Below are 21,364 nucleotides of genomic sequence, written 5' to 3' on the forward strand. Positions count from 1 at the left end.
CTACTATCTTCTCGCTGCCTTCAGAAAGGGGTGGCCAGTTGTAATGCGTGCACACGTACATCGTCCGGCCAGTCGGCGATCTGTTTTTCTAACGCGGCGATATCATCGGCAAACAGCGCCCTGGTGGCTTCTTCGTATCCGGGCAGATCACCGCCCAGCGCCAGCATGAAATGATAGGCCCGTTCCTGCGCTTTGCGTCGGGCATCACGGTCTCCGTTGCCGAGTCGAGCCGCCTCAACCAATTTGCGCAAGACCACCGATGCCCCCCCTGGCTGGGCCGCCAGCCATTCCCAGTGTCTGGGCAGCAGCGTCACCTCCCTGGAAACCACGCCCAGCTTCGGTCGACCACGCCGGCGGACAGCCTGATCGTCCTCTTCCTGCGTGCTCTCCACATCCAGCGACAGACCGGCTTGCGTTGCGCTATCCAGCAGGCGTAAATCAATGTCGGTCGAACGGCCCGTCTCATCATCGAATATCAATACGGCGCTGGCCGACTTTGCTTTCAGCGCAGCCTGATAAGCCGACGCGATTTGCGATAACGTGCCGGCAGCAAGCTTGTGGTATCCGTGAAATACGGTATAAGTGGGTTCGCGCATCGTCTCCATTACAGATTCTCCTTCATTAGTTTGTTCATACAAACAAATATTACCCGGATACAAATAATATTGGAATATTACCCGGGTAATTAAATGGAGAATGTCTTTTATCAGCCACAGCCAGGGGCGAACACATTCAGCAGCTAGCGGCGTGATGCGTCAATACCTGACTCAGATTAGATCAGGATTCTGCGAATCGCCTCGCCGGCCGCGGCCATGCCCATTGCTGCTGTCACCGTTACCGCAGATCCGTAACCCGCACAGGACAACCCCTGCAAACCGCCGCCCTCTTCTGGCGCCGCCCATGCCTGGGGCAGGATGGCAGGCTGATCAAACCAGAGTGTAAAAACCCGCATGGCAGGCGGCTTGCGCAGGGCCTTGCCATGACGGTCAGAGCCCTTGGGAAAACCATGATGTTTGCGCAACTGTTGCCGGATGCGGCCCAGCAACGCGTCGTTACGCGCGATGGACAAATCACCGGCAGTAAGCGTAAGCGCATCCAGCTTGCCGCCGGCGCCGCCACACATGATCAATGGAATCTGCTCTCGGCGGCTCGCCAGTACCATGGCAATCTTGGCCGCTACCTGATCGGTGGCGTCAATCAGCACGCTGACAGGCCGCGCCTGCAGTAGCGTATCCACATTATCGGGCCCGAGAAAATCATCCACCAGATGCACGCGGCAATCAGGATTGATGCCGGCAATGCGTTCAGCCATCGCCTCGATTTTGGCCTGACCCAGCGTTGCCGTGAGCGCGTGAATTTGCCGGTTCACATTGGATTCGGCAATATGATCCAGATCGATCAGCGTCAGTTCCCCCACGCCGGAACGCGCCAGCGCCTCTGCGGTCCACGAACCCACGCCGCCGATGCCGGCCACCATCACATGGGCCTGTTCCAGACGCGCTGTTGCTGCATCGCCATATAGTCGTTGTAAACCGCTGAAACGTCTATGCTTATCGTTAATAGTTGTATCCATTCCAATCGAATCTGACCTATACTAAACTAAACTTGTTACAGAGCTTTAACCGCCGGCGTCCGGCTGGTCTGGCTTCATCTGCACCCCGGACTCCCTGTCGTATTTTAATGCACATTCAAAGACGTTCATTTCCGTGGCAGAACTAATCAGGAATCCCTTACAAAAAGCGCTCGACCATATCCGCCAGTTCCGTCTGTGGACCGACGAAGAAGTCGAATCCTCCATGCAGCAAAACCTGGCCGGTACCGACCCGGATAACGTATGGGTTTTTGGTTACGGATCCCTTATCTGGCGACCTGAATTCGAATTTGACGAATGCCGTATCGCTACCCTTCATGGCTACCATCGTGCACTGTGCCTGTGGTCCAGTGTTAATCGCGGCACGCCGGAGCGGCCGGGTCTGGTCTTCGGTCTGGACGAAGGGGGCAAATGCGAGGGTAAAGTCTTCAAGCTGCGGCCCGATGCGCTGGAACAGGAGTTTCGCGCCTTATGGAAACGCGAAATGGTCTCGGGCGCCTACATTCCTACCTGGACCCACTGCGATACGAACCAGGGCAAGGTGCGCGCCCTGGCCTTTATCATGGATCGGGAAAATCACGCCTACGCCAAAGACCTGACCTTCGAAGAAACCTTGCAGATCATCCTGAACGCCACAGGACAGAACGGCCCCTGCCCTGAATATGTGATCGAAACCGCACACGCTCTGTCCGATGCAAACATTCAGGACCACGCCCTGTTCAAACTGGCAGATACGCTCAAAAAAACCTACCCGGTAAAACCAGCCACCTGAGCCCGGTAATCTGCTGACGGCAACCGGGAATTACCGGGGAAGTCTGCCCAAGTGCAGTACACTATTCCTTTAGGTATTTTCCCTGAAGAAGTAATTATGACGCTCGCAGATTTACGCCAGAACTACGAACAGAACGTGCTTCTGGAATCCCAGGTTGACCCCGACCCAATCAAACAATTCGAACGCTGGTTTAACGATGCCGCCGCCGGCGGCATCAAGGAACCCAACGCCATGGTACTGTCTACAGTCGACGCCCGACACCGGCCATCGTCGCGTACCGTCCTGCTCAAAGACCTGACAGCTGAAGGTTTCACCTTTTTCACCAACTACGAGTCAAACAAAGGCCAAGATATTGCCGGCAATACCGCCGTCAGCCTGCTATTTGTCTGGCTGGAGCTGGAACGTCAGGTTCATATCAACGGTATCGCCAGGCAACTGTCCGAAGCAGAGTCGACCGACTATTTTGTCAGCCGTCCGCTGGGCTCCCAAATCGGGGCCTGGGCATCCAAACAAAGCCAGGTCATCACCCGTGAAGAACTGGAAGAACGCGCAGAAGATTTCAAAGAGAAATTTGGCCACACCGTCCCGAAACCCCCGCACTGGGGAGGCTATATCGTCATTCCGGAAATGATTGAATTCTGGCAGGGCCGCCCGTCGCGGCTGCATGATCGACTTCGTTATACTCGCGGCGACGACATGAACTGGTCCCTGGCACGGCTGTCACCCTGACATGATCACAACGCCAGGAAATAAGGTATCCACACCATGAGCGCACAGGCTCCGGATTTTGACACACGGGATTACAAAGCGGCGTTGGGCCGCTTTGCGACCGGTGTCACCATCGTAACCACCACGCATCCGCGAACCGGTCAGCCCATCGGCCTGACCGTCAGTTCGTTCAATTCAGTCTCCCTGAATCCGCCGCTGGTGCTCTGGAGCCTGATCAAATCGTCTTCAAACCGCGAAGCATTTGAACAGATCACGCGCTACAACATTCACATATTAAATGCCGAGCAGCTCACCCTGGCCCGCCAGTTTTCTGCCGGGAGCCCGCAGGAGCGGTTCCGAGACGTCATCTGGACGCCAGGCACTACACAGGAAAAAGTGCCCAAACTGGATAACCGCTATTGCTCGGCCTGGTTTGAATGTTACAACCGCAATCACTACCACGAAGGGGATCATATGATCCTGATCGGCGAAGTAGAGCGATGCCACCATACCGATTCGCTGCCGCTGGTCTATCATGCGGGCAGTTTTGATCTGACTCCTACTTTAACAGAAACATAATGAGTATTGACATTGAATGTCTCGTCATCGGTGCCGGTGTCGTTGGCCTTGCCATCGCCCGTGAACTGGCCAGTGCGGGTACGGAAGTCCTGGTGCTGGAAGCAGAGGAAGGCATCGGCATGGGAACCAGCTCGCGCAACTCCGAAGTCATTCACGCCGGTTTGTATTACCCCCGGGGCAGCCTGAAAGCCCGACTGTGCGTAGAAGGCAAAAAACAACTTTATACCTATTGTGATGCGCGCCATATCCCCTATAAACGTCTGGGTAAACTGCTGGTAGCCACAAGCGACAGTCAGGTGCCTTATCTGGAAAAAATCGCAGCCCAGGGCAAGGCCAATGGGGTCGATGACCTGCAATGGCTGAGCGCCGAACAGACGCGCAAGCTGGAGCCTGAGCTGGATTGTGTGGCCGCCGTGCTGTCGCCCTCCACCGGCATTGTTGATAGCCATGCCTATATGCTGGCTCTGCAGGGCGATGCAGAAAACGCCGGTGCCCAGGTCATTCTGCGCACGCCTATGCTGAATGCAAGTATTGATACCGACGGCGCCTTTACCTGTCAATTCGGTGGTGTGGAAGCAATGACATTACGCTGCCGCAAGCTCATTAATGCGTCTGGTCTGCATGCACCTACGCTGGCACGCAATATCAAGGGACTTGATCCGATACATATTCCGGGTGAGTATTACTGTAAAGGCAGCTATTTCACGCTGAACCGTCGTGCACCGTTTTCTCATCTGATCTATCCCATGCCCAACAGTGCGGGCCTGGGCGTACACCTGACCCTGGATATGGGTGGCCAGGCAAAATTCGGGCCAGACACCGAGTGGATTGAAAGCGAAAATTATCTGGTAAACCCCGCTCAAGTGACCGCCTTTGACCAGGCTATTCGCAGTTGGTGGCCTGGCCTGCCCGAGCATGCGCTTGAGCCCGGTTACGCCGGTATTCGTCCCAAAATCGTGCCAGCCTCTTCGGCGGCGGGCGATTTCGTGATTGCCGGCCCCGGTGATCACGGCATACCCGGTCTGGTCAATCTGTTCGGCATTGAATCCCCCGGCCTGACTGCCGCCCTGGCCATTGCCACGGTCACCGCCCAGGCGCTGACCGCCCACTAACCTCTAACCTTCTACCGGCACGCAAACAAATATGCAAAACGATTACATCCTGACTGTTTCCTGTCCCGACCGTACCGGCATTGTGCATGCCATTTCCGGTCTGCTTCTCGAAATGGACGGCAATATTATTGATTCACAGCAGTACGGTGACGAGGAAACCCAGCGTTTTTTCCTGCGCGTGCATTTCAGTCTGGACAGTGCGATCAGCCCCGACGATATTCACCTGAAATTCATTCCCCTGGGTGAAAAATTCAATATGACCTGGAAACTGCATGACGCAAAGCGCAAGGCGCGTGTGCTGATCATGGTCAGCAAGCAGGGACATTGTTTGAATGACCTGCTGTTTCGCGCCAATAGTGGCTCGCTGCCGATTGAAATTGTCGCTGTTGTCTCCAATCATCGCGATTATGAAAGACTGGCAACCGGCTACGGCATCCCGTTTCATTACCTGCCAGTGACCCCGGACACCAAAGCCGAGCAGGAAAAGCAGGTACTGGCACTGGTGGAAAACCACAAGGCCGATGTCGTCGTACTGGCGCGTTATATGCAGATCCTGTCGGATCAGTTTTGTTCCGCACTGGAAGGTCGGGCCATTAATATCCACCACAGCTTTCTGCCCAGTTTCAAGGGCGCCAGGCCCTACCACCAGGCCCATGCCCGCGGCGTAAAAATCATTGGCGCCACCGCACATTATGTAACCGCAGATCTGGACGAAGGCCCGATTATTGCCCAGGACATCGAGCAGGTAGACCACGCCATGTCGGCCAATGAGCTGACCCGGGTTGGCAGCGACATTGAGTCTCTGGTCCTGTCGCGCGCCGTTAAATATCATGTTGAGCATCGTATCCTGCTCAATAATCATCGCACCGTCATTTTCCGCTAAGATCGGCTTGAGCAGGCACCCTGCTCCGACTAACCGACAGGTCCGCACATCGGAAAATACGACATCGACAAAAGAAGTACAGGTGAGTAAATTAAAACCTGAAACCGGCGAGCTGCTACTCGCCGGTCCCTGATCAGTAAGCTGGCGTGCTGTACATCAGCAGCGTCAGCACTATACCGATCAGGATAAGTTGTAATACGATTCGTCTCATCGTATCCTCCTCATCGGGTAGGCCCGGCTTCAGTCGGGCCTTTTTACCGTCTGCGCTACCCCTCTGCGCTCTCCGTTAGCACAGCACCGGTATTCTGGTTTTTTTGGTGATCGCTGCCATCCGTGTTTGATCACTTATGTCATTGCGTGATTGCCGAAAGGCATCGCTCGCTTCCAGTGGACCGAAGCCCTGCCTTCCACGAACGTAGCGGGCAGGTCCGCGCCATCCATCGCACAGTAACGCTATTCTCCTGTTTTTGTGAATGCTACCCCTGGTCGGATCGGTTACCGCGACCTGCCCGACGATACGGCTTCCCACTAGCTGCCCCCCACCCCGCTTTAACCGTGAGTATGTCCGGGAGCAGTCTATTCATCATTAAATTTACATTTAGCAACATTTATTGATGTTGTTTTTTTGATCTCTGCAACATAAACCGAAAGCCACTGAATTTTTATAGATAAAAATTTTTGGTGATTTTTTCAAAAAATATCCGTGTGCCAATATCGTCCCATCGCTCTCAAGCTGACGCCCGTCGCACCCGATCAAAATTCACGCTCCGCTGTCCGCATTTATATTTTTCTTATATAAAACAATCATCTATAGACAAGGTTCGATTCAAACAGCTGTCAATCATAGGAAAAATCTGTTCGAAAATGAAGTGAAAAAAATGATTCCTAGCACACATACGCATTTACTAAACATGATGTAGATTGGGATTTCATTCATTTTCTTTTCTTAACATTTAGTCATATTTACATACTTTCATACAGCGTTTAACTTTTCTATGTTTCCAAGCGAAACGAATTTAGATCAACACACTTTATATTGGAGTTGTTATGAAATTTCAGAAATTGTTTCTCGCCGTCATAGCAGCCGCCGGATGCGCATCCGCTTTCGCATTTGACGGTACCATCAATATAACCGGCAAAGTGACGGATCAGACATGCCAGGTAAAAACCGGTACAGAGCAATTGAGCGTACGCTTACCCGACGTAGGCGCCGCTTCTCTGAACGTCGCCAATAAGACGGCTGGCGCCACGCGTTTTACAATCAAACTGGAAAATTGCAGCCCTGGAAATGGCAATGTACTGGCATACTTCGAGCCAGGCACAACCATTATTGGCAGCAGACTCAAAAACACCAGCACGAGCAATGCAGCCGGCAACGTGGAAGTCCAGCTGCTCAACAACAATCATCAGCCGATTGATCTTTCCCAGAATAGCGCCAGCGCTCAGTCTTCAACCTCAGCACCGGTAAACAGCACAGAAATCAGCCTGGATTACTATGCGCGATACTTTGCCACCGCAGCTGCGACGCCAGGTGAAGTCACCTCCACCGTGAACTACACCGTCGTCTACAACTGATTGTTGTCAACGATCGCGCTCAAAAATGATAGAGGATAAGCCAAAATGACGCCAAGAAGAATTCGTGCCATTTTTCTCCTGATCCAACTGTTCTGGATGATGCAAAGCGATGCATCCGTCGTTATTACAGGCACGCGGGTCATTTATCCTCTATCATCGGCAAGCGTGACGGTCCGGCTGACCAATGAGGGTTCACAACCGTCATTGGTACAGGCGTGGGCAGACAGTGGCGATGGCAATGCCGCGCCCAACGAAAGCAAAGCGCCCTTTATCGTCACGCCACCGGTATTTCGTATGGAACCACAAGCCGGGCAGACCTTGCGCCTCACTCTGACCGACTCAGGGTTACCTAAAGATCGGGAATCCATCTTTTGGCTCAACGTGCTGGACATTCCGCCCAAGCCCTCAGCAAACATCGGCAACTACCTGCAAATGGCAGTGCGCACACGCATCAAAATATTCGTCAGGCCGGAAAACCTGACACTGACAATGAGCGAAGCCGCAAGCAAAATGCAATGGATAGCGGGTTCAGGCAGGCAACTGACTATTCTCAACCCTGGTCCGTATTATTTTTCATTGAATGGCATCAGCCCAGACGCTGATAAAACACATCCGCCAACACCCATCTCGGCCATGGTTTCGCCCTATTCCTCCGTGCGTTTACGCTCGCCGCTCAATCTCCCTGCCGGTCAAACATTGGATGTGACATACATCAATGATTATGGCGGCACCAGTCGCGCCACCATTTCCGGAACAACCCGATAGATCATTTGCAGCATCATGTGCCGTTATTTTCCAACGTCATCTACATACGTATTGTTTTTCAGTCTGCTGTATGCATTGAGTACTCAGCCGGCCGCCGGTCAACAACGAGTCGAATTTGACGAGGCATTTCTACGCGGCGCCGCCCGACACGGACTGGATGTTTCGCGCTTTGCGCAGCACAATCGCATACCTCCCGGAGAGTACGAATCGGATATTTATGTCAACAATGTATGGAAGGGTAAAACGCGCCTGCATTTTCGCGAACTCAATGCCAATGGCGCAACCACGCTGTGCCTGAGCGACGTGCTGCTACGCATTCTCGATCTTGATCCAGCCCGGCTGTCTTACCGCAATATCAACCATCGTGAGACACCGTGCATGGCGGCAGCCGAAGCGATCCCGCAGGCCACGTTCAGCTATCGGCTTGACGACCTTCGATTGAATGTCGATATTGCCCAGATTTACGTCAGACAGCGACCGCGTGGCTATATCAGTCCGGACAACTGGCAAACCGGGGTCCCGACCGCTTTTCTGAACTACGACTATAATTTTTATCAAACCACAATGAGAGGTGGGAACAGAACTTACAATGCCCGGTTTCTTCATTTGAACGGCGGCATCAATCTGGGCAACTGGCATTATCGCCATCAGGGATCCCTAAGCTGGGGCAACATGGTTGGGAATGACGAGAACGAAGGCAGCCGCTATCGCACCTATGCGAATTATCTGCAACGTGATATCCCGCTATTGAAAAGCCAGATCATGCTGGGTGACTTCATCACCAATAACGTCCTTTTTGACACCTTGTCGCTGCGCGGCGTGCAACTGTTTTCCGACGACCGGATGCTACCCGACTCTGTAAGAGGATACGCCCCCGCGGTGCGCGGCATTGCACAAAGCAATGCATTGGTCACTATCAGGCAAAACGCCAATATCATATCCGAAACGTCCGTGCCGCCTGGCCCCTTTGAGATCAACGACCTTTACCCATCCAGTTATGGTGGCGATCTGCACGTCACGATTACTGAAGCGAACGGATCGGCCCGAACCTTCATCGTTCCGTTCAACACCATGTCACGGCTACTGAGACCAGGCGGCCTGAAATACCACTTCGCAGCCGGCCGACTCAAACTCGGCCAGGACACGCTGAACAACAGGGTAATTCAAAGTTCTTTGCAATATGGCGTGAACAATTGGTTAACCGTCAACGCAGGTGTCTCTGTAAGCGAGCGCTTTCGCTCCCTGTTGTTCGGCGGCGCATTTAACACATCGCTGGGCGCGTTTGGGTTCGATATGATTTCTTCCCGTACATCCCTGCGCTCAGGCGAACGCCAGGCGGGCGTCACCTGGCGTGCCACCTATAGCCACTTTGTTCCTGCGACCAAAAGCAACATTGCACTGACAGCAGCACATTACTCCTCAAATGGATATCATTCGATTGTGAGTGCCGCCCTGCAGGATAATCAGGACGGGTCGACGCGTCGTTTCCGGTATTTGCCGGACCGACAGAAAAACCAGTTGCAATTGACCTGGAACCAACCTTTTGCAGACCGTTGGGGCAGTGCCTATCTCACCGCGTACACCAACGACTACTGGAATCGAAGTGGCCGGGACACGACCGTACAGGCAGGCTACAGCAATAGCTACAGAAACATTTCCTACACCCTGTCTGTCAGCCGTACACGTGATTACTACACCGCTAAAAGCAGCAATCATGTCTTTCTCAGTTTTTCCATCCCCATTGGCAAGACCGGCAACCATACCCTCACAACTCAAGCAGGAAATCAGACAGATAACGGGTCTTATGTTTCGTCAATGCTGGCCGGCTCGTTCGGCAACAACAACGCATACGCCTACGCAGCCACTGCCAGCCATGGCTCAGGCAGCACCAGTGGCAGTATCAATGGCACCTATCGCTCTTCCTACGGCCTGCTCAGTGCAAGCGCGGGCGTCGGCAAAGGTTACCGGCAGTTTGGCGTCTCGGCCTCGGGTGCAGCCATTGTGCATCCCAAGGGTATTTCCTTCTCAGAGCAGGTCGGCAACACATTCGCCATCATTTCGGCACCCGGTGCTGAAGGCGCCCGGGTGGCGGCCGGCACGAACACCCGACTTGATGCCAACGGGATTGCGGTAGTGCCCTATCTGAACCCGTATCAAATAAATACCGTGGGCGTTGACCCGTTGAACGCTGGCCGGAATGTGGATTTCGAAGCAACCAGCTATCAGGTAATACCGCGAGCAAACGGCACCATGCTGGTCGAACTGAAAACGAAAACAGGCCGAGGGGTACTGTTTCAAATCACGCTCGCCGACGGTACATTTCCACCGCTTGGCACCGATGTACTTGATGAACAGGGCAACACCGTTGGCTTTGTCGCTCAGCAGGGCTATGTGTTTGCGCGCGGACCACAGCAGACGGGGGCGCTGTTTTTGCGCTGGGGATCTGCCGAAAGCGCTCAATGCAAGGCGTCCTATGCGCTCGAACAGACGACCGATTCCGGCAAGGGAGCCAGCGATCAATTAATCAAGGTAAAAGTCCAATGTCATTGAACGCCACCCAACCTCAATCCACGCCACGGCTGATGCCATTATTTCGACGCAGCACTGCCGCGGCAATCGCAATAACGCTGGCCCTATGGTCTGGCTCCAGTCATGCCCAATTCTATGCAAGCCCGCTTGGAGACTACATTATCTCGGAACCGGGAAATCGATTTGCCATTGATGAACCCATCGTTTTCCAACGGGGCGCAAATCCGGTAGATCTAAGCAAATACAGCGTTTTTCAGTGGGGTGGCAAACGGATGATACGGGCAGAAGCCTGGTCCGATGCGCCCAGTATCCCTGGCCGTATTGCTACTGTATACGGACAGCCTCATTCGGTCTTTCGGCTTGAGGGCCTGAGCACTATCGGTTATGTCATCGATGTCAAAGATCCATCATCATCCACGTGGCTGCCCATCAATCACCAAAGCACCGAGCCTGGTACTCAACCGGGTCGCAGAATTACCTACCAGTCGCCCCTGCAGGGACCGGGCCTGTGTTGCAGTATCGGTCTGAGTATCAGGATTACTTTTATCAAGCTTGATCAACAACCATTCACCAATCGTATGCGCGCATACACGGTACATAATGCCGTCAGTTTTCGACTGTTGAATGCCAATGACCCGGGAAAAGTGTTCAAGGGGCCGACCTCTGCTAAATTCTCCATTGTTATCGAAGGCCGCTCCTCTACGTGCAGACGTAGCGGCACGACAGTACAGAATATCCGATTGCCGGATGTATCGCTTTCAGCATTTCCCGCTATCGGCAGCACATATATGGGTGATCAGGTCGCCCGGTTTTCACTGCAATGCGATCCAGGCATCACCGTGTTTGCCACACTCACCGATGCCAACAACACCTCCAACACCGGCGATACATTGACAAACACAGGCTCGGCAAAAGGCGTCGGCGTACAGTTGCTGCAGACGTCGCGTGCTTTCAGCACCACTAATTGCAACCCCGGTTCTCCGTGCCGATTCGGCCCGGACTCATCGGCCAAAGGCAATACCAATCAATGGCAGATATCACAGGGCAAAACACAACTTGCGACAAGCAGCAACCCATCTATTTCGTTTCAGGCGCGGTATGTCAGAACCGGCGCCATGCAGCCAGGCGATGTCCGCGCCGTGTCCACAATCACCTTCTCGTATCAATAAGCAGCTCGACCCTTCGGAGAATACGCTATTGACAAAAGAAGTACAGGTGAGTAAATTAAAACCTGAAACTGGCGAGCCGTTACTCGCCAGTCCCTGATCAGTAAGCTGGTCTGCTATACATAAGCAGCATCAGCACTATACCGATCAGGATAAGTTGTAATACGATTCTATTCATCGTATCCTCCTTATCAGGTAGGCCCGGCTTCGGTCGGGCCTTTTTACCGTCTGCACTGCCCTTCAGCGCAGCACCGTTATTCTGATTTTTTCATCGGTCGCTGCCATCCGTGTTTGATCTTTTATGTCATAGCGTGATTGCCAAGAGCCATGGTTTAAGCAACACCCTGAATGCAGAACGGTTACGCTTGCGCTGCTTTGCTAACAACTGCGATTGCATGGTGTTGATTGAAAATATAGATAAGTCAATTTAAGAGTCGTAAGACCAATGACGATCGCGGCCTTCGCTCCTAACAGGTACTTTCGGAAACTACGATATTGACAAAAGAAGCGCAGCTAAGTAAATTAAAACCTGAAACCGGCGAGGTGCGACTCGCCGGTCCCTGATTAGTAAGCTGGTGTGCTATACAGTAGCAGCATCAGCACTATACCAATCAGGATAAGTTGTAATACGATTCGTTTCATCGTATCCTCCTTATCAGGTAGGCCCGGCTTCGGTCGGGCCTTTTTACCGTCTGTACTGCCCTTCAGCACAGCACCGTTATTCTGATTTTTTCGGCTGTACCTGCCATCCGTGTTTGATCTCTTATATCACTGCGTAGTTACCGAAACAGTCGGCTTATTTCAAACCGAAGGCAGAATGATCGAGTTTGTTCTGCCTTGCTAACAGTTGTTATTGCATGGTGTAATTAAAAATATTGACACGTCAATTCGCGTCTCTTAGGGCAACGACGAACAAGCCCCCTGATCCCTCAACAAGAGCTCTCGGAAACTACGATATTGACAAAAAAAATACGTTTGAGTAAATTAAAACCTGAAACCGGCGAGCCGGATACTCGCCGGTCCCTGATTAGTAAGCTGGCGTGCTATACATTAGCAGCATCAGCACTATACTCATCAGGATAAGTTGTAATACGATTGTTGTAATACGATTCTTCTCATCGTATCCTCCTTATCAGGTAGGCCCGGCCTCGGTCGGGCCTTTTTACCGCCTGCACTGCCCTTCAGCGCAGCACCGTTATTCTGATTTTTTCATCGGTCGCTGCCATCCGTGTTTGATCGTTTATGTCACTGCGCACTATCCGCAAGTCCAGTATGGAAAATAAGCGGGCTCTATCGTGTGGTTTGCGCCTTCAGCCAGGATTCGAACAGGGTCAGTGCCTCGGGATAGGCCTCTGCTTTGGGATAGCCGAAGTAATAGCTGGTTTCCACCGGCAGGGTCGCCGTTAACGGCATCACATAACGGCCGCTCTTGATGTGTTCGTGGGCCACAAATGCCGGCACCAGCGCCACGCCCAGGCCGGCATCCACCGCAGCCAGCAGCATGGTAAACAGCTCGTAACGTGGCCCGCCCAGCACCAATGGAGTAAAGGGCAAGTCATTATGTTCATACCAGGCAGGCCACGCATCAGGACGCGTCATCATATGCAAATGCGTCAGCTGCGCCAGTGCGCCCGCCCCTTTTACCCTTGCGCGAGCCAGCAATTGCGACGAGCAGACCGGCACCAGCTCCTGTTCACGAAACAGCATCACACTCTGCGTATTCGACCAGGGATGGGCCGCGTGATAAATGGCCCCATCCACCGGAACATCAGTGAACTGAAACGGTTGGGTGCGCACCGACAGGCTGATCTGAATATCGGGCCAATGGCGCTGAAAGTCGGCCAGACGGGGAATCAGCCAGGTGGTTGCCAATGTGGGCAGAGTCGCAATATGCAGGCTTCGTCCCAGTCCGGAGCGGCTCATCAGACCGAAGGTGTCCTTCTGCAATTGCTCCAGATGGTGACGAATCCGCGCTGCATATTCGGCGCCCTGAGTCGTCAGTGAGATACGCCTGCGGACGCGATTGAACAGCGTTACGCCCAATCGGGCCTCCAGCCCTTCGACCTGTCGAAATACGGCGCTATGGGTGAGTGACAACTCTTCGGCCGCCCTCGAAAATGAGCCCAGACGGGCGCAGGCCTCGAACGCCTGCAGCGCGCCCAGGCTGGGAATACCTTTACGCACAGCCTTCTCCTGCGTGAAACGATCTGAATACAACGCACGACATTGTGCATTTTTATCAATTGATCGTTGATAATTTAACACATACAATGCACTCAACCGTAACCCGCTGATCCCATCAGCCCGTTAAATCCGAATTCGTTATCCATAAATACATCTACAGGAGCCAAATATGTCCTCTAACCCCGCCTTCCATTGGGATGATCCCCTGCTACTTAATGCGCAGTTGACCGACGAAGAGCGCATGATCCGCGATGCTGCAGCGGCATACTGCCAGGACAAATTGGCGCCTCGCGTACTGGAAGCCTTTCGTCACGAAAAAACCGATCCAAGCATTTTCAGCGAGATGGGTGAGCTGGGCCTGCTGGGTCCCACTATTCCCGAACAATATGGCGGTGGTGGTCTGAACTATGTGGCTTACGGGCTGATCGCACGCGAAGTGGAGCGGATCGACTCAGGCTACCGTTCCATGATGAGTGTCCAGTCTTCCCTGGTGATGGTACCAATCAACGAATTCGGCAGCGAAGAACAAAAATCCAAGTACCTGCCCAAACTGGCCTCCGGTCAGTGGATTGGGTGCTTCGGCCTGACTGAACCCAATCACGGCTCAGACCCGGATGGCATGGAAACCCGTGCAAAAAAAATCGACAGCGGCTACAGCCTGAGCGGCAACAAAATGTGGATCACCAACTCACCGATAGCAGACGTCTTTGTCGTGTGGGCACGTTGTGTCGGCGGCGATTTTGACGGGAAAATCCGCGGCTTCATTCTGGAAAAAGGCATGAAAGGCCTGTCCGCACCCGCTATCCATGGCAAAGTCGGTCTGCGCGCCTCTATCACAGGTGAAATTGTGATGGACGATGTACAAGTGTCTGACGAGCAGATGCTGCCGGGCGTGAGCGGCCTGCGCGGTCCCTTTACCTGCCTGAACTCTGCCCGCTACGGTATCGCCTGGGGCGCATTGGGCGCCGCCGAAGCCTGCTGGCACACCGCCCGCCAGTACACAATGGATCGCAAACAGTTTGGTCGCCCGCTGGCACAGAATCAGCTGATCCAGAAAAAACTGGCCGACATGCAGACAGAAATCACGCTTGGCCTGCAGGGCTGCCTGCGCCTGGGCCGCATGAAGGATGAAGGCACGGCTGCCGTTGAAATCACATCCATCATGAAACGCAACTCCTGCGGCAAATCACTGGATATCGCCCGTATGGCGCGCGACATGCTGGGCGGCAATGGTATTTCAGACGAATTTGGCGTGGCCCGTCATCTGGTGAATCTGGAAGTGGTCAATACCTACGAAGGCACGCATGATGTACACGCCCTGATTCTGGGTCGTGCGCAAACCGGTCTGCAGGCATTCTACTAATCATCAAAAAAGGATGCTGTCGTCACAGCATCCGCAAGAAACATCAGGCCAGACAAAAGCCAGCATCGAATACCGCATGCTGGCTTTTTTGTGCCTGTTTGTTCTTCTCTGCGAGCGCACTCAGACTGCTAGTGCTTTTTGTGGTCCCTGTCGCCTACAGGCCCGATTCCGTTCTCTTCGTTCATGTTGGCAAGGAATCGGCCGTCGACCGCTGGCGTATCCGAAACGGCCGTAATGAGGCACAAGCGTCACGCGGGTCATGGAGACCGGTGCGGCGTATTCAGGCGCAAATTCAAGCGCACACATCGCCGCTTTCATACACTTGCGGCCAGCCGGATATGACAATGCAAGGACCATCCGGCCGGCCACCTGCCCCCTTATGCTCCGGCCAGCAGCAGCACACCATAGGCAGAAATGGCAGCACCCACCACACGTGAGAACCATGCGCTATGTTGTTTGAGCTGCATTCCGCCTAATAGTCCTGCCACATGCAAGCCGAAAGTCGCCAGCATGAAACCTGCAACATAGGGAATGGCAGCATTGCTTGCCGGCATCTCCATACCATGCGCCAGTCCGTGAAACAGGGCAAATGCGCCGACAATGACAAAGCCGATCATTTCATTGACAGACTTTCTGGTTGCCACCAGCAAACCCAGTATCAATAGCGATGCCATGATCATGGGTTCAACCAGTGGCAGCTGCACACCCATGATGCCAAGCATTGCGCCTGCGAACAACATAATTAAAAACACGACGGGTGCGAGCATGGCCCGCCGCAGGCTCTGATGCGTCAATGCACTCCAGAGACCGACAGCCAGCATTGCCAGCAAATGGTCCAGGCCCGTCAGGGGGTGCAGGAGCCCGGCAGCAAACATGCTGTGTTGCGCCTGATCAATGTGACCGGGATGCGCAAAAACGGCAGTGGCAGTCAGGCCCAGCAGCGTGCCGACCGTCATCGCAAGGTTCATGGGTTTCAACAAAGTACGCATATCAAACTCCTAGACTAGTGTAAGAATGGCTACGTTTTCCAGCACGCTGGCGCGACCAGCCAAGTAGCAATAAATGATTTTCGGCCGCACCCTGTTTAACGATGCACATGAGGATGTGCCTCATCACCATGACGATGGATATAACCGCCGTCTTCTGTTGCATGAAAATGAGGCGCCATCGGACCCGGATCTGTGGGTACATGCGTGCCGTTGACGTGCGCTTCATGCAGATGACGAACCCAGTCGCAGAGCGCCTTTTCAGTATCAGGATACTTTTTGGAATGGGCAAGAACAGGCGCACCAGCGCGTGCCGCGCGGGCGTCCTTCAGCATTTGTTCGACGTCCACATCCACATGCTCGCCAAGGTCTACCTTATTGACGATAAGCAGATCGGCGCGGCCGATGCCCGGCCCGCCCTTGCGCGCCACGTCACCACCACCGGCCACATCAATCACGAAAATCTGCGCATCCACCAGGGATGGTGAAAAAGTAGCGGTCAGATTATCACCACCGCTCTCGATAAGCACAATATCCAGCGGCGCAAAGTCTTTCTCCAGGTCTTCGACCGCAAGCAGATTCATCGTGACGTCGTCGCGTATGGCGGTGTGCGGACATGCCCCGGTTTCTACCGCCCGGATGCGCTCGACCGGCAGCACGCCTTCCGCTCTCAGGAAGCGGGCATCTTCATCCGTATATATGTCGTTTGTGATAACCCCGATCTGGAACTCATGACGCAGGCTTCGGCATAATGTGGCAACGACCGAGCTTTTGCCTGTGCCCACGGGCCCTGCAACGCCCAATCGCAATGCACGCGTACGCGTATTATCAGTTTGTGTATTCATAATCGTTTCCTTGTCGAATAGTGTCAAAAGAGGGCATCGCCTGGTCGGGCTTATCCCGGTAGCGACCGGCATGCCGATCAGCCCGGGCAGGTTCAGCGGTCGCAACAGACCACCCTCCTCCCAGCAGGTTAATACCGTGTTCCAGATGTTTGCGCAACGTCCAGGTTTCCGCCGCCAGGGCGCTGATCATGACGGCGGGCCCCTCTAGCGGCAATAGCGCAGCATCGGCTGCAAATAAATTGGTTTGGGGCTGGGCTGCACACCATTGCGGGTCCACAACGAGCACGGTGCCCATACACTTGTGCTGGCCGAGGACCGCGCAACTGCGCCACCCCACGGCGGCCGGCCCGATTTGCTGTTGCTGGCAGAACAAAGGCTGTCCATCCCGTTTAACGCGCATGTTTTGCAGAAGATTGCCAGGTTGCTCCTTGTGACGCCCGAACTGCAGTTCGTCGCGCATGAACAGACGAGCGCTGGCGGCAAGTTCGATATTGATTGTATGCACATGGTGACATCCACGTGCAGCAATTATCGGCTCGCCCATCCAGACAAACGTGGCGTCCTCTTCCACGGCGATATTGATCCTCATGCTGGAGCGTCCGCCGCGTGCGCCAGGCAGCAAAAGTGTGGAAGAAATCTCATTGAGCAATAAAGTACTACCTGCGCCCACGCGAATGTTCAGCTCGAAATCGTCGCCGCCCAGCGGGCCTGCCGCGCCCGAGACGAGCGAAACCCGCGCCACGGAACCCGTACGCAACGCCTGCGGTTCCGGCTCTTTGGCGTGCGTAGGACGCAATATCAGCGGCGCCTGCGACCGAAGCGTATGCACTCTGCTGACAGGACGGCCGGTATGGTCAAAGTCCTGACGGGTCGCAAGCGTCGCCCGGGCCGTCATGACGCCAGGCTGGTGAATTGGATGATCAAGAGGCAAAGAGACGTACCCCCCAATTCCTGTGGTGTTCAGCGGCCAGATCGAGCAAAGGCGTTCCCAGGGCCGGCAAATCGTCGGGCGGCGTGTCGGCATGCTCGCCCGCCTGCTGCGCCAGCGTATCAAGAAAATCGGTCAGGCGCGCCAGGGCAGCCTGCACGGCGAACGGATCGACGCTGAGCACCTTGACGGCAGCAGCAGCCGGCCCAGCCACGGATTCGTGCAGAACAATGAGCGCCGCTTCCGTGGGCGCCAGCCCGAATGCCGCGGCTGCCATGCCATAGACGACGGGCTGGTGCATATCGCGCCGCGCCTGTGCCGGCACGTCGATGGATCGAATACTGGTGACGGCACGCAATAGCTGTCTTCCGAGCGCACGGGAGACGGCCCGCGTCGCTTTGGACGGCGTGCGAACATCCAGCTGTCTGTCCAGCTCACACAGCAACGCGTGCTGTCGCGTCTGGGCAGCACGGCAGGCGGCCGCGGCGAATGATGCGGCCACCAGACCGGCAGTCGCCGCGCGCCCTTCAAGAAAATCCTCCAGTCCGGCTACGTCAGTCAGCCCATGGATATGCACCGTGGGCTCCAGACCGCCGGAATGCGCATATCCGCCGGCAGGGAGACGTCCGTCTGCCAGCAATAACAGCGCGGCACTATGTGCCATTCCGTACCTCGCTTCAGAATAGAAAATAGCGTTGAGCCATGGGAACCTCTACTGCAGGTTCATGGTCGATCAACTCCCCGTCGACCTTGACGGCGTAGCTATCGGGATCCACCTCTATATGCGGCAGGGCCGAGTTTTCAGGCAGATCGGCCTTGGTGCGCGTTCGGCAGTTTTCAACAGCGACCAGAGGACGCTTGATATTCAAGCGGCCCGCAAGCCCATCGTCAATGGCCACCTGCGACACGAAGGCCACGCTGGTTGCAGCGGCAGCCGGCGAATGCACGTTAAAGCCAATGCGCTCAAGCACCGGCTGCGGTGTGGGAATGGATGCATTGGGATCACCCAGTGCCGCGGTCGCAGCCATGCCGCCCTTGAATACGATCGTAGGACGTATGCCGAACAGGGCCGGTTGCCAAAGCACCAGGTCGGCCATTTTGCCTACTTCGATGGATCCGACGTGCTTTTCCAGCCCGTGTGCGATAGCCGGACAAATGGTGTATTTGGCCACATACCGGCGCGCCCGGTGGTTGTCTGCCAACGTATCGCCGGGTAGCGAACCACGCAACTGTTTCATCCGGTGCGCCGTCTGCCAGGTACGGATGACGACCTCACCGATACGGCCCATGGCCTGCGCATCGGACGACATAATCGACAGCGCGCCTATATCGTGCAGTACATCTTCGGCAGCAATGGTACCCGCCCGCACACGGCTTTCAGCAAAAGCAAGATCATTGGGGACCCGGGGATTCAAATGGTGCGCCACCATGACCATATCCAGATGCTCGTCCACCGTATTGCGGGTAAACGGACGGGTCGGGTTGGTCGAAGCGGGCAACACATTGGGCTCGCCGGCAATCCGGATAATATCGGGTGCATGCCCGCCACCGGCGCCTTCGGTGTGAAACGAATGGAACGAGCGTCCGGCAACGGCCTTGAGCATATCTTCAACAAAGCCCGCCTCATTCAGCGTATCGGAGTGAATCGCGACCTGTACACCGGATGCATCTGCAACCTGAAGTGCGGCGTCGATCACCGCCGGCGTGGCGCCCCAGTCTTCATGGACCTTGAAACCACCCACGCCCCCCCGCAATTGCTCCCACAAGGAGTCATGGGACACGGTATTGCCGCGCCCCAGAAAGAGCACATTAACCGGCCAGGGCTCAAAACCTTCGAGCATGCGCTGCATCCACCATGCGCCCGGCGTAGCCAGCGTGGCCTTGGACCCTTCGGTCGGGCCGGAGCCGCCCCCTGTCACCGTGGTTGTGCCGGAGGCCAGCGCGATTTGCAGCATCTGCGGACCCACGAAGTGAACGTGGGTGTCCACCGCCCCTGCCGTCATGATCAGCCCGTTGCCAGACATGATCTCGGTCGATGGCCCGATCACCAGATCAGGATGCACGCCGTCCATGGTGTCAGGGTTGCCTGCCTTGCCCAATGCGACGATACGACCGTCCCGAACGCCCACATCCGCTTTGATAACGCCCCAGTGGTCAAGAATAACGGCGCCGGTGATCACCAGATCGGGCGTACCTTCAGCGCGTGTGGCACACGATTGTCCCATCGACTCGCGCACCGACTTGCCGCCGCCGAACACCGCTTCGTTACCGCCTGCACACAGGTCTTTTTCGACTTCGATCAACAGATTGGTGTCAGCCAGCCGGATGCGATCACCCGTGGTCGGACCATATGAAGCCATATATTCAGATCGAGAAATCTTTGCCATCCAGACTGCCTCCGCACAAACCTCGTAAACCACGCACGACGCGCCTACCTTGTATATCCACTAACTCTACTTCAACCACCGCACCGGGTTCGAAACGCACGGAACCACCAGACAGCACGTTCAGCCGTTTCCCCCAGGCACTGGCGCGATCAAACTCCAGGGCAGCGTTGACCTCAGCAAAGTGAAAATGCGAACCAACCTGAATCGGACGATCAGCGCCATTGACAACCATAAGCGTGATGACCGGCATCCCGGCATTGATTTCCACGTCCTCGGTGCAATACAGGATTTCTCCGGGTACCAGCGGGACGGACTCATCAGACTCATCGTCAGACTCCCGCCGCGGTGCCTGCCGCTCTCCGGTGCCCGCCCGACGGGGCGAACTGGGGCTGCTGGCCCCCGAAGAATGTGTCGGCCCCTCACTCGTCGGTTCGGCGTCGGGATACTCACGACCTGGATCGTCTGAGGCATGCACCGGCTCTCCTGCATCGGCAGGAATGGGATCCGGATTTTCAAAGGGATTGGGTTTGTCTTTCATGAGATCGGCCCTGTAACCGTAACCAGTTTCGTTCCATCTGGAAACGTCGCTTCCACCTGAACCTGGCCCAGCATTTCCGGAACGCCTTCCATCACATCGTCACGTGTCAGCACATGGCGACCGGCTTCCATGAGATCAGCAACCGTTTCCCCGTCACGCGCACCTTCAAGCAAAAAGGCGGTGATATAGGCCGTCGCCTCGGGCAAATTGAGTTTCAGACCGCGCTGCTTGCGTTCGAGCGCAAGCTTGCCGGCCGTATATACCATCAACCGTTCCTGTTCATACATACTTAAAAACATGATAGATAGCCCTTCTTTACATGCATTTCACATGAAATTAAAAACATCATGACCGAAGCCATTTGAGATGCACCGCATATCGCCGTGCAATGCCCGATCATCTGCAAAAAATACTAGCATGGGGTCCCCCCCCAGTCAACGAAATTGGGGCTCC

20 protein-coding genes are annotated in these 21,364 nt (G+C 54.9%); 10 read left to right on the forward strand and 10 right to left on the reverse strand.

Annotated elements, in window-relative coordinates; translation table 11 throughout:
* Positions 1-20 precede the first annotated feature (20 nt).
* Together MIM_RS14105 and MIM_RS14110 are read right to left on the reverse strand one after the other, a co-directional pair.
* Entirely contained in the window at positions 21-605 is a 585-nt protein-coding gene (locus MIM_RS14105) for a DUF2239 family protein (RefSeq protein WP_025373406.1), read from the reverse strand.
* Positions 606-772: 167 nt separating this feature from the next.
* Positions 773-1,573 (reverse strand): tRNA threonylcarbamoyladenosine dehydratase, encoded by an 801-nt coding sequence (locus MIM_RS14110; RefSeq protein ID WP_025373407.1) that lies wholly within the window; start codon positions 1,571-1,573, stop codon positions 773-775.
* 223 nt (positions 1,574-1,796) lie between these two features.
* Between MIM_RS14110 and MIM_RS14115 the strand changes: the two genes are divergently transcribed.
* From MIM_RS14115 to MIM_RS22195, 9 genes are all read left to right on the forward strand, one after another.
* Entirely contained in the window at positions 1,797-2,363 is a 567-nt protein-coding gene (locus MIM_RS14115) for a gamma-glutamylcyclotransferase (RefSeq protein WP_084458994.1), read from the forward strand.
* Positions 2,364-2,456: 93 nt separating this feature from the next.
* The gene (gene pdxH / locus MIM_RS14120) at positions 2,457-3,092 is read left to right on the forward strand and encodes a pyridoxamine 5'-phosphate oxidase (protein WP_187329606.1); all 636 of its coding nucleotides are present in this window, start codon (positions 2,457-2,459) and stop codon (positions 3,090-3,092) included.
* Positions 3,093-3,128: 36 nt separating this feature from the next.
* A complete protein-coding gene (locus MIM_RS14125; RefSeq protein ID WP_025373410.1) occupies positions 3,129-3,650 on the forward strand; it encodes a flavin reductase family protein in 522 nt (173 codons plus the stop codon).
* The gene (locus MIM_RS14130) at positions 3,650-4,762 is read left to right on the forward strand and encodes an NAD(P)/FAD-dependent oxidoreductase (RefSeq protein WP_025373411.1); all 1,113 of its coding nucleotides are present in this window, start codon (positions 3,650-3,652) and stop codon (positions 4,760-4,762) included. The genes MIM_RS14125 and MIM_RS14130 overlap by 1 nt, the downstream gene beginning before the upstream one ends.
* Positions 4,763-4,793: 31 nt before the next feature.
* Complete coding sequence (purU, locus tag MIM_RS14135; RefSeq protein WP_025373412.1) at positions 4,794-5,645, forward strand: formyltetrahydrofolate deformylase; 852 nt, start codon at positions 4,794-4,796, stop codon at positions 5,643-5,645.
* 1,047 nt (positions 5,646-6,692) lie between these two features.
* Entirely contained in the window at positions 6,693-7,220 is a 528-nt protein-coding gene (locus tag MIM_RS14140) for a fimbrial protein (protein ID WP_025373413.1), read from the forward strand.
* Positions 7,221-7,265: 45 nt separating this feature from the next.
* Complete coding sequence (locus MIM_RS14145; protein WP_042070364.1) at positions 7,266-7,985, forward strand: fimbrial biogenesis chaperone; 720 nt, start codon at positions 7,266-7,268, stop codon at positions 7,983-7,985.
* A 75-nt stretch (positions 7,986-8,060) separates the two neighbouring features.
* Complete coding sequence (locus MIM_RS14150) at positions 8,061-10,535, forward strand: fimbria/pilus outer membrane usher protein (protein WP_158318737.1); 2,475 nt, start codon at positions 8,061-8,063, stop codon at positions 10,533-10,535.
* Positions 10,526-11,683 carry a fimbrial protein gene (locus MIM_RS22195; RefSeq protein ID WP_025373416.1) on the forward strand — a complete coding sequence of 386 codons (1,158 nt, stop codon included), beginning with the start codon at positions 10,526-10,528 and terminating at the stop codon, positions 11,681-11,683. The genes MIM_RS14150 and MIM_RS22195 overlap by 10 nt, the downstream gene beginning before the upstream one ends.
* Before the next feature lie 1,287 nt (positions 11,684-12,970).
* On the opposite strand, the gene MIM_RS14160 is transcribed toward MIM_RS22195, so the two are convergent.
* On the reverse strand, positions 12,971-13,864 hold the full coding sequence (locus tag MIM_RS14160) for a LysR substrate-binding domain-containing protein (protein ID WP_025373417.1): 894 nt from the start codon (positions 13,862-13,864) through the stop codon (positions 12,971-12,973).
* Between the two features lie 169 nt (positions 13,865-14,033).
* Between MIM_RS14160 and MIM_RS14165 the strand changes: the two genes are divergently transcribed.
* Entirely contained in the window at positions 14,034-15,227 is a 1,194-nt protein-coding gene (locus MIM_RS14165; protein WP_025373418.1) for an acyl-CoA dehydrogenase, read from the forward strand.
* A 377-nt stretch (positions 15,228-15,604) separates the two neighbouring features.
* Here the strand turns inward: MIM_RS14165 and MIM_RS14170 are convergent, their stop codons facing one another.
* From MIM_RS14170 to ureA, 7 genes are all read right to left on the reverse strand, one after another.
* Complete coding sequence (locus tag MIM_RS14170) at positions 15,605-16,216, reverse strand: HupE/UreJ family protein (protein WP_407638120.1); 612 nt, start codon at positions 16,214-16,216, stop codon at positions 15,605-15,607.
* A gap of 95 nt (positions 16,217-16,311) precedes the next feature.
* Positions 16,312-17,058 carry an urease accessory protein UreG gene (gene ureG, locus MIM_RS14175; RefSeq protein WP_025373420.1) on the reverse strand — a complete coding sequence of 249 codons (747 nt, stop codon included), beginning with the start codon at positions 17,056-17,058 and terminating at the stop codon, positions 16,312-16,314.
* Positions 17,042-17,989: an urease accessory protein UreD gene (locus MIM_RS14180; RefSeq protein WP_158318738.1), complete on the reverse strand. Its 948-nt coding sequence runs from the start codon at positions 17,987-17,989 to the stop codon at positions 17,042-17,044. The genes ureG and MIM_RS14180 overlap by 17 nt, the downstream gene beginning before the upstream one ends.
* A complete protein-coding gene (locus MIM_RS14185; protein WP_025373422.1) occupies positions 17,979-18,650 on the reverse strand; it encodes an urease accessory protein UreF in 672 nt (223 codons plus the stop codon). Before MIM_RS14185 ends, MIM_RS14180 begins: the two co-directional genes overlap by 11 nt.
* Positions 18,651-18,663: 13 nt before the next feature.
* A complete protein-coding gene (locus tag MIM_RS14190; RefSeq protein ID WP_025373423.1) occupies positions 18,664-20,373 on the reverse strand; it encodes an urease subunit alpha in 1,710 nt (569 codons plus the stop codon).
* A complete protein-coding gene (locus MIM_RS14195; protein WP_025373424.1) occupies positions 20,351-20,677 on the reverse strand; it encodes an urease subunit beta in 327 nt (108 codons plus the stop codon). Before MIM_RS14195 ends, MIM_RS14190 begins: the two co-directional genes overlap by 23 nt.
* A gap of 230 nt (positions 20,678-20,907) precedes the next feature.
* The gene (gene ureA / locus MIM_RS14200; RefSeq protein WP_014750071.1) at positions 20,908-21,210 is read right to left on the reverse strand and encodes an urease subunit gamma; all 303 of its coding nucleotides are present in this window, start codon (positions 21,208-21,210) and stop codon (positions 20,908-20,910) included.
* Between the last annotated feature and the right edge of the window lie 154 nt (positions 21,211-21,364).

The organism is Advenella mimigardefordensis DPN7 (assembly GCF_000521505.1).
Taxonomy (GTDB): Bacteria; Pseudomonadota; Gammaproteobacteria; order Burkholderiales; family Burkholderiaceae_B; genus Advenella; species Advenella mimigardefordensis.

What these genes read in the sequence shown, in the direction of transcription:
- MIM_RS14125 (WP_025373410.1), top strand. Translation starts at nt 3,129, where the DNA reads ATGAGCGCACAGGCTCCGGATTTTGACACACGGGATTACAAAGCGGCG.
- MIM_RS22195 (WP_025373416.1), top strand. Translation starts at nt 10,526, where the DNA reads ATGTCATTGAACGCCACCCAACCTCAATCCACGCCACGGCTGATGCCA.
- MIM_RS14165 (WP_025373418.1), top strand. Translation starts at nt 14,034, where the DNA reads ATGTCCTCTAACCCCGCCTTCCATTGGGATGATCCCCTGCTACTTAAT.
- MIM_RS14185 (WP_025373422.1), bottom strand. Translation starts at nt 18,650, where the DNA reads ATGGCACATAGTGCCGCGCTGTTATTGCTGGCAGACGGACGTCTCCCT.
- MIM_RS14190 (WP_025373423.1), bottom strand. Translation starts at nt 20,373, where the DNA reads ATGGCAAAGATTTCTCGATCTGAATATATGGCTTCATATGGTCCGACC.
- ureG (WP_025373420.1), bottom strand. Translation starts at nt 17,058, where the DNA reads ATGAATACACAAACTGATAATACGCGTACGCGTGCATTGCGATTGGGC.
- MIM_RS14140 (WP_025373413.1), top strand. Translation starts at nt 6,693, where the DNA reads ATGAAATTTCAGAAATTGTTTCTCGCCGTCATAGCAGCCGCCGGATGC.
- ureA (WP_014750071.1), bottom strand. Translation starts at nt 21,210, where the DNA reads ATGTTTTTAAGTATGTATGAACAGGAACGGTTGATGGTATATACGGCC.
- MIM_RS14170 (WP_407638120.1), bottom strand. Translation starts at nt 16,216, where the DNA reads ATGCGTACTTTGTTGAAACCCATGAACCTTGCGATGACGGTCGGCACG.
- MIM_RS14115 (WP_084458994.1), top strand. Translation starts at nt 1,797, where the DNA reads ATGCAGCAAAACCTGGCCGGTACCGACCCGGATAACGTATGGGTTTTT.
- MIM_RS14145 (WP_042070364.1), top strand. Translation starts at nt 7,266, where the DNA reads ATGACGCCAAGAAGAATTCGTGCCATTTTTCTCCTGATCCAACTGTTC.
- MIM_RS14110 (WP_025373407.1), bottom strand. Translation starts at nt 1,573, where the DNA reads ATGGATACAACTATTAACGATAAGCATAGACGTTTCAGCGGTTTACAA.
- purU (WP_025373412.1), top strand. Translation starts at nt 4,794, where the DNA reads ATGCAAAACGATTACATCCTGACTGTTTCCTGTCCCGACCGTACCGGC.
- MIM_RS14105 (WP_025373406.1), bottom strand. Translation starts at nt 605, where the DNA reads ATGGAGACGATGCGCGAACCCACTTATACCGTATTTCACGGATACCAC.
- MIM_RS14130 (WP_025373411.1), top strand. Translation starts at nt 3,650, where the DNA reads ATGAGTATTGACATTGAATGTCTCGTCATCGGTGCCGGTGTCGTTGGC.